The sequence below is a fragment of the Pseudomonas sp. GZD-209 genome, assembly GCF_049310485.1.
In the GTDB taxonomy this organism is placed as follows: Bacteria; Pseudomonadota; Gammaproteobacteria; order Pseudomonadales; family Pseudomonadaceae; genus Aquipseudomonas; species Aquipseudomonas sichuanensis.
This window is the reverse complement of sequence record NZ_JBMOWQ010000138.1, coordinates 15,830-27,502: the sequence shown is the minus strand read 5'-3', so window position 1 is coordinate 27,502 and position 11,673 is coordinate 15,830. Positions and strand designations below refer to the sequence as shown.

Here is an 11,673-nt window from a genome sequence, read left to right as displayed (position 1 = left end):
TCGCGGGGCAAGCCCGCTCCCACGAGTGCTACGCCATTGGCTGCCTCGTGGGAGCGGGCTTGCCCCGCGATGGCGTCGGTACTTGCTCCGCCAGGCTTGGCCTTAATGCCTAGGCTCCAGATCCCCCGAATACAACTCATCCTCGGACTCATCAGAGCCGGCAATCTTGTGCTCCTCGGCCGCCCAAGCCCCCAGGTCGATCAACTTGCAACGGTCGGAACAGAACGGCCGAAACGGGCTCTGCTCCCCCCACTCCACGGGCGCGCCACAGGTCGGGCAATCAACGGTCATCGGCTGGCTCATGGCTGGCCTCCTCGCAAAGTCAGGTAAAAGTGGTGCAGGCGGTCAATCTCGTCGTGCAGCGATTGCAGGTCACGATCGTTGACCACCACATCATGTGCATGGCGCAGGCGCTCTTCCCGGGCCAACTGGGCCTTGAGAATCGCCTGCACCTGTTCGGGGCTGGTGTTGTCGCGCTGCAGGGTGCGCTGCACCTGCAACTCGGTAGGGGCATCGACCACCAGGATGCGCTGCACCTTGTTGAACTGCCCCGACTCGATCAGCAGCGGCGAGACATACACCGCATAGGGCGACTCGGCCTTGGCCAGGTAGCTGAAAATCTCCTGCCCGATCAGCGGGTGCAGCAATTGCTCCAGCCATTGCCGCTGCGCAGGGTCGGCGAAGATCAGCTGGCGCAGGGCGGTGCGGTCGAGCTGGCCGTCTGCCTGCAATACACCAGGGCCGAAGCGCTCGACGATACGGGCCAGGGCAGGGCGGCCGGGTTCGACGACCCAGCGCGCGGCCTGGTCGGCATCGACCAGGTGCACGCCCAGCGCGACGAAGCGCTCGGCGGCGGCACTCTTGCCGCTGCCGATGCCGCCGGTCAAACCGAGAATCCAGGGGGTGAAGGGCGCTGTGCTCATCAGGTTCCAAGCAGTTGCAGGTAAGAGGCGACTATTTCATCACCCCAGAGCACTGCGATCCAGCCCGCAATGGCCAGATAAGGCCCGAAGGGCAGCGCAACGCCCATCTGCGCCCGGCGCAGGCGCACCAGAACCAGCCCGATCAGCGCCCCGGCCAACGACCCGAGCATCAGCGTCAGCGGCAGGATCTGCCAGCCGCCCCAGGCGCCGAGCATCGCCAGCAGCTTGAAGTCGCCCTGGCCAATGCCGTCCTTGCCGGTCAGAAGCTTGAACACCCAGAACACCGACCACAGGCTCAAGTAACCCGCCACCGCGCCCCATACTGCATCGGCCAGCGGCACCAGCAGCCCGAAGGCATTGACCACCAGCCCCAGCCAGAGCAGCGGCAGCACCAGCACATCCGGCAGCAACTGGTGCTCGGCATCGATCAGGCTCAAAGCGATCAGGCCCCAGGTCAGCACCATCACCAGCAACGCTTCGATGCCCGGCCCGAAATGCCAGGCCACCAGCAGCGAAAGCAGGGCACACCCAAGCTCCACCAAGGGATAGCGCGCACTGATCCGCCCCTTGCACGCCGAGCAGCGCCCGCGCAACGCCAGGTAACTCAGGACCGGAATGTTCTCCCACGCACGAATCCGCTGCTGGCAATGGGGGCAGCGAGAGGCCGGCAAGCACAGGTCGAAGCGCTCGTGCGCGTCCCCCGGCAACCCCAGCACTGCCTGCGCCTCCCGCTGCCACTGGCGCTCTAGCATGATCGGCAACCGATAGGCCAGCACATTGAGAAAACTGCCCACCAGCAACCCCAGCACCACGGCCAGGCTGTAGAAAAACGCAGGATGTTCGACGACTAAGGTCCAGGCATTCATGTTCAGATCAGGCTGCCCAACTGGAATATGGGTAGATACATCGCCACCACCAGGCCCCCCACCAGCAGCCCGAGAATCAGCACGATGGCCGGCTCCAGCAGCGTGGTCAACTGCTCCAGCCCCTGGCTCACCTGCTCCTCATAATGTAGCGCGGCTTTGTCCAGCATCAGGTCCAGCGTGCCGCTGGCCTCGCCGACCGCCACCAGCTGGCGCAACAACGGCGGGAACAGCGCGTCCGCCTCCATCGCCTGGTGCAGGCCCAGCCCGTTCGCCACGCCCTGGCGCAGGGCCAGGATCGCCCGCTCGTGCAGGCTGTCACCACTCACCGGCGCCACCGTCTGCAACGCATCCAGCAACGCCACCCCCGCCGCATAGGAGGTCGCCAGGCAGCGGGCGAACCGCGCCAACGCCGCATGGCCCAGCAAGCGCCCGACCACCGGCACCCGCAAGATCAGCCGCAATATCCACAAGCGCGCAGGCACATGCCGCTGATACAGCTCGCGCGTGCCCAGCCCCAATGCCGCCATCAGCACCACCCACCACACCGCGTGATTGCCCAGCGCTGTGGATAAGTCGATCACCCACTGAGTGAAGGCCGGCAACGCCTTGTCGAAACTGGCGAACAGGCTCTGGAACCGCGGCACCACCTCCAGCAGCAACAACGCCGCTACCCCCAGCCCGGTCAACAGCAGCAGCGCCGGATACAACATCGCCTTGCGCACCTTCTGCCGCAGTGCCTGGCGTTTCTCCAGCATCGTCGCCATCTGTTCCAGTTGCCGGTCCAGCGTGCCGGAGTGCTCACCCACCCGCACCAGGTTGCAATACAGCGCATCGAACCACGCCGGGTGGCGCTGCAAGGCATCCGCCAGCCCCAGCCCCGCCGCCACATCCTGTTTCAACCGCACCAGCAGCCCACTTATCCCGCTGCCCGTGTTGCTGCGCGCCATCACCTCGAACGCCTGCAACAGCGGCACCCCCGCCGTCAGCAAGGTCGCCAGCTGCCGGCTGAACCCCGGCGCATCCGCTTTGCCATCGCGCTGCGGCCAGCGCCATCGCCAGCCCCCCGCCGGCTGCACCCGCGTAGCGCGAATGCCCTGACGTTGCAGCCACGCCCGCACGAACGCCGGGCTGCGCCCAGGCTGCTGGCCCTGTTGACGAACCCCGGCGGCATCGATGCCCTCCCAGGCGTAAAGGCGGGTAGACGGTGGCATGCAAAGTCCTTTGCAGTGAAGCGACAAGCCCGGTAACAGCTTGCCGGGCCCGACAGCGGGCGCGATCCCATGACGGTCACTAGAGTAGTCCAGCACCAAGCCCGCCCCGCCAGCCAGGGGTGACAAAAGGTGTCGGTTCAGGCCTACTGCGCGCCTGCCGGCAGGGCCCCAGCGCCCCCGCGCCTCCACGCATTACGAAGGAATACCGCCTATGAAAGGGCAACGCGGCATTACCCTGATCGAACTGATGATCGTCGTCGCGATCATCGGCATCCTGGCGACCATCGCCATCCCGATGTACACCAACCACCAGGCCCGCGCCAAAACCGCGGCCGCCCTGCTGGAAATCTCCGCCCTCAAGACCCCGATGGACATCCGCCTGAACGACGGCAAGAACGTCCCCGACGTCGCCAGCCTCGGCGGCCAGGCCAGCACCGCCCACTGCGCCATCACCGCCACCGGCACCGCTGCCGACGGCACCGGCAGCATCGTCTGCACCCTGGCCGAAGCCCCCGCCAACGTGCTCGGCAAAACCCTCACGCTCACCCGCACCCAGGCCGGCTGGAGCTGCACCACCACGGTCGAGGAAGACCTCGCCCCGAATGGCTGCAAGGTGCAGTGAAAGTGAGGTGGAACAGGGGTTTGCGTAACGCACACGGCAGTGGTACGTTGCGCAACACGCCGGTGTAGCTCAGTCGGTAGAGCAGCGCACTCGTAACGCGAAGGTCGCAGGTTCGATTCCTGTCTCCGGCACCAGTCAGATGAGCCAGTGGCGATTTTTCGGTATCTGGTTTCAAGAGAAGCCCGCCTTGTGCGGGTTTTTTGTGCGCGCCGCCTTTTGATCTCAGCCGTCAGAACCATCCCACTAGCCCGCCTAAGCGCCTGCCGTTTTCCACTTAGGGATGCACGTCTTTTGAGATAACCCATTTCCGGCATTGGGGTTTCGCCCAATGTTCACGGGGCAGAATCCCGAAATTTTATAAATAATGATTTTGCTGGCCAGACATGCCCCTGAGGCCCAGCCCTGCCATCTCACGCTGATCCACCTTCCTCAACATTTTCCCACCTCCTGTGGGAGTACTGTTGGGCCTGTCCCGTGACAACGGACGCCAAGAGGCGATACTTGAATCGTTCTCTTGGAGGTTGTCATGTCCACTCGAACCTACCGTAACTACACCGAAGAGTTCAAAATCCAAGCCGTTGCCTTGGCGCAAACGGTAGGAAGAACCGAAGCCGCCCGGCAACTCGAGATTCCCGTAAAGACGCTGGATAACTGGGTTGATGCGTCTCGCAAAGGACACTCGTTAAGCTCCCCCGACCGACGCCCTGTCAGTAAAGACGACAGCGAACTGGCGCGGCTCAGGGCCGAGAATGCCGAACTCAAGCTGGAGCGCGAAATCCTAAAAAAGGCGGCGGTATTCTTTGCCAAAGAGTCCAGGTGAGATACGCCTTCGTCGCTAGTGAACGGGCTCAATTTCCGGTGCGATTGCTGTGCCGGGTGATGGGTGTCTCAGTTTCGGGGTTTTACGACTATCAGCATCGCCAGGGCCGTCCAGATCGAGACGCTCAGATTCGCGTTGATTTGCACAAGGCCTACGCGGCCAGCCGGAATACATATGGGCGACCACGGTTGGTCGAAGCTTTGCGCCGGCAGGCACATGCAGTGGGTCATAACCGGATAGGTCGGCTGATGCACGAGGAACATATCCAAGGTAAATGCAAAGGCGGTTTTAAACCCTGTACGACTGATAGCCACCACTATCTACCCGTAGCGGACAATGTGCTGGCCCGACAGTTTTCCGTGAGCAGCGCCACGCCCACCTGGGTCAGCGATATCACCTACATCGCCACCAAAGAGGGGTGGTTGTATCTGGCAGTGGTATTAAGCATTCAGACGCGCCAGGTGCTGGGTTACAGCTTGGCGGATCGGATGCCGGACGACTTGGTTGAGCGAGCCTTCATCAACGCTTGGAACGCGTGCCTTGGCCTCTACGGTGTTGTTTTTCACTCCGATCAGGGACGTCAGTATGCAAGCAGCAAATTTCGCTTCGTCCTGGCCAAGAAAGGCTTCACGCAGAGCATGAGCCGGAAGGGAAATTGTTGGGATAACGCCGTGGCTGAGAGCTTCTTTGCCACGTTGAAGTGAGAAGAGGCCTGCCGGGTTTACCCCAGCAAGCAGCAGGCGCACCTGGCGATCGCAAACTACATCCACGGGTTTTACAACAGCAGTCGACTGCACTCAGCACTGGGCTATCGTTCACCGAACGAATATGCAAAAGGCTTGAGAAAGGCGGCTCAATAGCCAGCCTCTTGGCGTCCGTTGTCACGGGACAGGCCCATGTCTTACTCAATTTATAGAAGCTGGTGCGTTCCCTGTGGAAGCGGGTTTAACCGCGAACACGGGCGCGGCCATCCACGACCACCTTAAGCCTGATCTACCTATTTTAGGTATGCGGTGGGGTATACGCTGGTTCGACGAGAAAATGTATACCCCTACCACGCATCATTATCCCCTCTCAGACCACAAATGCGAGGTCGCCAAGCTGCGGGAGAAGGACTACACCCTGTTCGACGGGCAGGTCTTCAGTACAGGACGTGTATAGCGAGCAGCTCAATTCTATATACCTGTCCTTACATCTTTAAAAACTTCACTGGTTTGCACCGCTGCGGCCCGCCGATCTCCTAGGTCGACCAGCTTGTCCAGACCTCGTAAAAGGGCCTGAGCCACTGGCAATGGCATGGGTTGAGTTCTTTCCGATACTCGTTGAATCAAACCCGCAAGACGTGCTGGTAACATCGTACCGCGCCATCCTAGTGGCATGCCTTCTTTGCGATCCAGTACAGAGATCAGATGCTTCACGAAATACTCAATCGGGTACGCGCTCAATCCTCGTTCACAGCTGGTGAGAAATGCAGAAGTTATCTGTGGCAGTGGGCCGTAACGTAGCAGTACAGGATCTGTCAACTCCAGAACCTTGCCGAGATCACTCCAGTCTCCATTAGCAAATCTTGTTGCACCAGAAGCGCTCTCCACTTCGATAAAAAAGATGGAGCGAATCATCTGCGACAAATCAGAGTTGTAAAGTTTCCCATCGTTCCAGGTGGCGCGTTCCCAATCGCTGCATTCCAGCATGCGAGTAACGATTAGCTCCAATAACGGCAAAGTCGGTGCGGGAATGGTCGGCTCATCCATCAAATTGCAGGTTAGATGGGAGACGAACTCAGCCATAAGTGAGCAAAAGGTCTCATCGTCTGTAGCAGCAGCCGGTTCGACAAATCGGCGATAACCTTCTTCCGGCTCCAAATGAAGCGCTACACGGGCGAGGAACCCAAACAAAATTCTTCGCCACTCGTAAAGATCAGACCCCGTTGCTTCGAACTCCTGAGGTTCGGCTTCCGACAACCAGGCAGGGTGAAGACGTTCAACGGTCCATAGAACGAGAGAGTCACACCACGCTAAGAAGTCTGCTCGCATTTCCGTGGCGATGAATACGGAGACTGGAGCCTGGGCCAGCACTTTTGCCAGCCAGTCAGTGTCAGGCTCAACGGAGGGAAGCTCCCACTTCAGCGCTGTGGTTTGAGCTAGCCCTCCAATCCTTCGTGGTCGCTTCGCAGAACGGACTTTGGGTTTGCTCAGGCGGACCCATGCGGCCGGCATAGCAGGAGGTGCAGTGGGGGCCTGCTGGGGCTGTTCCATTTTTTGGATAATCAGCTGAACGGCAGCCGTTAACTGTTCCTTCTCACTCCGAGCAGCGACTTCAGAGTCACCGCCGTAGATATGGCGTTGAATCATTGAGAGAGTTGAGGCTAGGTGCAAGGCTAACCATGCAATTTCGGGGTGGGGCTCTCCGACACGCATCATGGCACTAATGGCCTCTATGCCAATTTGCTGATAAGGATGAGCTGCAAGCCAGATCAACCTCTCCTGAGCCTCAACCCGTAAGGATGGGTTAAGTAGGAGAGCACCTAATGCACGAGCCGAGTACAGTACAGGGTGATGTAGCAATCTGGACCCACGGTAAAAGCCGTTCACTGTTTCTGGTGTACTACAGGCTCTTGCGCATACGCTTACGGCCCACTCACATTCAGAATCGTTGAGAGACCCATAAGCTAAAGCCACTGCAGCAACACCTGCAACCGCTCCCTGCCGCTGGAACTCGCCGGATACATAATCTTGAGCAGTATCAAACAAGGACGGATGGTCCAGTTGCCTAGCCCGTTTGATGGCCTCTTCGACGCTCAGCGTTCCTAGCTGCTTATTTTCGAAGTACTTATCCACCCATAGTATGAGGCTCCAATGCTCTGATAGCTCTGTCTGATGTCGGTTGATGGCATCGATATCAGGTCCTGTGGCTTTGGGGTTGTCATGTTTAATGAGTATCTGCGATCCGTCCTCGGTAGGCACGGCGCTGTAGTTCTCCAGCTTACCTATCTCAGCCCAGATCTCTGCAGTTCTGAGTAACTGTGCAACCGAGATTTTATCCTCACGTTCCTCCTCGTAATCAAACGGCAATGCTGTAGGGAATGCGGTGATTGCCTCGGATAAACGTTTGCCAGTTTCACCACCCCGAAGAACACATAGCGACGCAAGTGCGCGCAACTCGTACTTGATCCACTTTCGTTCGTTCATGGCTTTGATGGCATTGTAATGGGCCTCGTCTGGGGATTGGAATCCCATAAGGTTCGTGCCCAAGCCCCAGGCCGAGACGTTTCGCTTGATATCCCACATCCAGAGTCGCTGGCTTGCTAAAAGAGGTAAGCTGGTGCTTGAGCAAAGCTGGGTCTCAAGGGCGACAGCGACGGCGATTGATACCGCGGCGACGCACTCGTGCCCCTCCAGTACCTCGTGAATGATTTCGTCGGGCGCGCGGACCGCTTTCAGTTGCTCGAATGCCCAAGCTTCCAGCGCCATTAATCCAGAAGCTACTGCTGGCGAGCCAGATGAGTTCCAAGTCCAAGCGTACTGGTTCTCACCCCCCCAGAAAGCTTGCATCCCCCACGGGAAGTCGAGCGATAGAGGGATTGGGGTGCCTTGTTTCGTATGCCCGAGTCTGTGAAGTTGACGCCATGCCTCGATTGCGTGGTTGGCCAGTTGGCGTACTAGCTGCTTCGCTGCATCCGGTGCATTTCTGAATAATGAATGAAAGGGTTCTCTCGTCGGAGCGGCAGGAAAGAATTTTCTATCATTAATAGACAATTTTTGTCCAGCGAGGCCATCTAAACCAAAACCAAGGCCGTACCTAGATTGCCTAGAGCGACGAACCACCTCTTCCGGCAAAGGTTTAAGCAATGCTTGCAACGTGAAACTCACAAGTTGCGCGGGGCAAACCTGGCTAAGGCTGGACGCGAAAAGAAAAATCGCAGAGCTGACGTTATCAGGAATATCGTCTGTGGTTTCCCATTTCGATATGTATGATGTCACGAGCTCCGGATAGGACTTGCTTGATCGCAGAAGGATGGTCCGGAGCCTTGACTCCAGCTCATCAACCTCTCCGTAGCTTAGTTTGCCCCAGAGATCATTGTCTTTCTGTCGATTCCTAGAGTGGCGGCGTCCCTCAATTTCCCTGAGCCAACCTTCCGCTAAAGATACGATGGCCTCAGACACGGTGTTTGGGATTTCTGCGAGGGCGTTCTGCCATACTTCAAAAACAGAAACCACATCAGAACGTATTGACGTGGGGATGTCATTGATATTTTTGAGGAGCCACAAGCAGAAGCGGTGCCATGCATCGAAGTCGGATGGCCAGGCCAAGGCATCAGCGAACATCAGGCGCTTGCTCAGTTCCAGATTGGGGAAGAGTTCAGCATTCAGCGGGGTCGGGTTAGCTTTCGTTCTTTCAGCTTGGTACCAGACAACTAGCTTGGAAAGCAGTTTGCCTTCATTTCCCAACAGTACATCGTTGCAAGTAGTTTCGTGTGCGGGAAAAGCAGGTATGCCAAATGGCCCCACCAACCACGAGCGCAACCATTGAGCGCGAACTCCGGTAGTGGCTTCCAGCTGAAGGAGATAGGTTTTCCAATCCTCTCCATACTGAAGCTCTGATTGCGAGAGCAGTTCGACTACTCGGCCTAGAACTGGAGGCTCTCCAACCTCCCGGATGACTTCCAACCATCTCTCACCCTTTGAGATCAGGTATTGAAGGAATGCCCATTCAAAATAGATATCGTGGACAAATCCTACCGTTTGGCCTGTGCGAACCTGCCGAATGATGCCATCGGCTTCGAGTTCAGCTAGCGCCTCGGGGTCAATTCCCAGAGAGGGAATCCGCCGTCCAAGTTGATTTGCTCCAGCATGTGCCAATTGAACCAGGGCACTGCGGCGCTTGCCTGCTCGTGCGGTTACAGCTCCGTATCCCCCTTTTTCCCACCAGGCGGTGGCTAGTTCTACCTCAGAACCCGGCTGGCCAGCATCAGCAGTGCTCCGTTGCATCAGAACCCCTGCAAAGAATGGGCGGCGAACTATTTGTTTGACCTGGTCGTCGCTAAACAACATGGGTCTGAGTGCTGGCTTTGCCGTTGCCAATATCTTGGCTTCGTTATCATCAAAACCATTGACATCAATTAGCTGAGCACCGCGATCAAAAATCGAACTTGGCAACCAAGTTCTAATTGGCTCCATGCCTGTGTCCCTGACGCTAACGACTACCTTCCATGTCGCAAGCAGGGGCGAATCGATGATGGTGTGGAGGATATCCAGAATGACCCCACGAGAGCCCAACTCAACCCGATCGATACCGTCAACATACAATGTCGCGGTGCCCGCAGCCGCGAGCTCGACCAGTAAATCTTCCAGCGCTCCACCGCCGATGCCCGTGGCTGAAGAATACTGAGCCCATGAAGCCCCGGTAAGGCGGTCTGCTTTTAAAAAGAGAGCAGGACCGATCTTAAGTGCCTCTTCCACTAAGTATCTCAGTACGACAGATTTGCCTGCACCCGGTAGACCGCCGATCTGTACGAAGCTACTGCTCTTTAAGGCCGCATGGCTCATCAGAACAAACCGCTCCCGTGGGATGCTGACCCCTGCTATGGTGTTATTGATTTCAGTCGCAGCCAGTTTTGACTCCGCAGCAACTCTCGACAGCGCCGCTTGCAAGGACGGCGCAGCTTTCAGTCGAAATGAGCCATTGAGCCTAGAGACAATAGTTTTGCGATCCAGTGAAGCTGCAACGCCTTCCGAAACGCGAACCAAAGCAAGGAGTCGCCGCCATAGATCATCTGCGCGATGGTGTTCACTTGGGCTGAGGAAATTGGCCAAGTTGGCGACTGCGGCGGCCTCCGTAGTAGACCCTTCATGCAGCATTTCGAAGCGCATCAGCACAAAATTGGACAGCAGGCGATGGCTGGCGTGGTCCAGATCCTGTTCGATCTGAAGCTCTTCAATGAGGCCCTTGACGATGAGGTAAAATTTCTTCTTGTCGCCAGCAACCCCCTCAGTCATCACTTTAGTAACGAAACTCTCGGTGTCTGCTGTCGCGCGGGCCCATTCGCAGAGCGTTTCAAAGTTACGCTTGTTTGCGTCCACGATCTCGTCTGCAATCGCCCCTACTTTATCGATGCCAACCCTAAAGTTAGTGCCTCCGACAGTCCTATAGGCACGATGGATGGTTTCCCTGAAATCCGTGTTGGACTTAGCCTTGCTGATGGTTAACTTTCTTTTGACCTGCAGGCTCAAGAGCACGCGGAGTTCGTCTACACCTTGGGCCTCAACAATTAGATCGTCGAGCGGATGGCCCAACGGACCTTGCTGCACAGAGACCTTTTTTACAGTACGGCCTGGCAAGCCAGGTGCCGTTGTTTCTGCCAAAAGTGCGGCAGCATACACCGCAACTACGCCATCCTCGTAGGTGTATCCCGCACCTCCGGTCAGCTCGGGGCTCGCAGGGGCAACGTGGTCCACAGGTGCATCTGAAGAAGAGGTGCTTTCGGTACTATCTCGGAGCGGGGTTTTTGCCATTTTTCGATCTCTCGCCGTATCCATGTCGACGAAAGGATTCTCGCATATCGGCTAGGTCGACTGCAGACACAGAATCAAACTGCTTGGGTGACCATGGCTTTCATGGCCTAGGCTCACAAGGCTTCGCGCTCCTCTGAAAACTGGGGCCATCCTTCTGACCTATCTCATAACCCTTGCGGATGATCGTCGAGTGAAGCTCAAGCTGGAAGCGAGGACTCTCAAGAGCAATGCGATACTTCGTTACGGCGTGGATTGGAAGTATTCAGCGGGCATGACGATCATGGTCAGACAGAAGCAGTACTTCTATTCCTTCAACATAGCAGTGAGATGTTGACCAAAGCCTTTCTGGTTCAAAAGTCGAAGCAAGTTTTCGACAAACAAAAGGGCTTTCTATTGGTCTGGATTGAGTTCTGAATGTCGCTCCATTCAAAGGGTACATGACCGCAGCACAGGTAGGCTCAATACGAGCCTTAGACACAATGCGAGATGCTGCACAGCATTGGATGATTGTCGTGCCGAAGGACACATTGTTCGTAAGCGCCAGAGCCTTGGTCACAACCCTTGATGAGTTGCTATCCGAACACTTTGACGATTCGCTCGCGGACAACCTAACTTTTCGGGTTATGTTGCTCTCAATCACGGCGCTTCCTAACCCTCTGTGCAGGTCATTTCCTACACTATCAATCGCCATTTCCTAATATCAAGAACCTTGCTCCAGA

Annotated in this window: 8 protein-coding genes, 1 tRNA gene and 1 pseudogene; 5 read left to right on the top strand and 5 right to left on the bottom strand. The window is 57.3% G+C overall.

Translation table 11 applies throughout. The features are described 5' to 3' along the window. Positions 1-102 precede the first annotated feature (102 nt). From yacG to ACO6VM_RS16350, 4 genes are read right to left on the bottom strand one after another with little or no spacing between them, the layout of a single operon-like run. A complete protein-coding gene (gene yacG / locus ACO6VM_RS16365; RefSeq protein WP_110991743.1) occupies positions 103-303 on the bottom strand; it encodes a DNA gyrase inhibitor YacG in 201 nt (66 codons plus the stop codon). Continuing rightward, the gene (coaE, locus tag ACO6VM_RS16360; RefSeq protein WP_258644747.1) at positions 300-923 is read right to left on the bottom strand and encodes a dephospho-CoA kinase; all 624 of its coding nucleotides are present in this window, start codon (positions 921-923) and stop codon (positions 300-302) included. The genes yacG and coaE overlap by 4 nt, the downstream gene beginning before the upstream one ends. After that, positions 923-1,789, bottom strand: coding sequence for a prepilin peptidase (locus ACO6VM_RS16355; protein WP_401058507.1), 867 nt, complete (start codon positions 1,787-1,789; stop codon positions 923-925). Before ACO6VM_RS16355 ends, coaE begins: the two co-directional genes overlap by 1 nt. A gap of 2 nt (positions 1,790-1,791) precedes the next feature. Continuing rightward, positions 1,792-3,000 carry a type II secretion system F family protein gene (locus tag ACO6VM_RS16350; protein WP_401058509.1) on the bottom strand — a complete coding sequence of 403 codons (1,209 nt, stop codon included), beginning with the start codon at positions 2,998-3,000 and terminating at the stop codon, positions 1,792-1,794. A 211-nt stretch (positions 3,001-3,211) separates the two neighbouring features. Here ACO6VM_RS16350 and ACO6VM_RS16345 point away from each other — a divergent pair, with 211 nt between their 5' ends. The 5 genes and pseudogenes from ACO6VM_RS16345 to ACO6VM_RS16325 form a co-directional block, all read left to right on the top strand. Continuing rightward, a complete protein-coding gene (locus ACO6VM_RS16345; protein WP_401058511.1) occupies positions 3,212-3,622 on the top strand; it encodes a pilin in 411 nt (136 codons plus the stop codon). Positions 3,623-3,680: 58 nt separating this feature from the next. Next, a tRNA-Thr gene (locus ACO6VM_RS16340) sits at positions 3,681-3,756 on the top strand. Between the two features lie 392 nt (positions 3,757-4,148). Continuing rightward, the gene (locus tag ACO6VM_RS16335) at positions 4,149-4,442 is read left to right on the top strand and encodes a transposase (RefSeq protein ID WP_336332453.1); all 294 of its coding nucleotides are present in this window, start codon (positions 4,149-4,151) and stop codon (positions 4,440-4,442) included. Beyond that, the gene (locus ACO6VM_RS16330) at positions 4,439-5,146 is read left to right on the top strand and encodes an IS3 family transposase (protein WP_401058513.1); all 708 of its coding nucleotides are present in this window, start codon (positions 4,439-4,441) and stop codon (positions 5,144-5,146) included. Before ACO6VM_RS16335 ends, ACO6VM_RS16330 begins: the two co-directional genes overlap by 4 nt. 30 nt (positions 5,147-5,176) lie before the next feature. Further along, positions 5,177-5,302, top strand: a pseudogene (locus ACO6VM_RS16325) (IS3 family transposase); the annotation flags it as partial. A gap of 315 nt (positions 5,303-5,617) precedes the next feature. Here ACO6VM_RS16325 and ACO6VM_RS16320 read toward each other — a convergent pair. After that, on the bottom strand, positions 5,618-10,954 hold the full coding sequence (locus tag ACO6VM_RS16320) for a hypothetical protein (protein WP_422403539.1): 5,337 nt from the start codon (positions 10,952-10,954) through the stop codon (positions 5,618-5,620). Positions 10,955-11,673 lie beyond the last annotated feature (719 nt).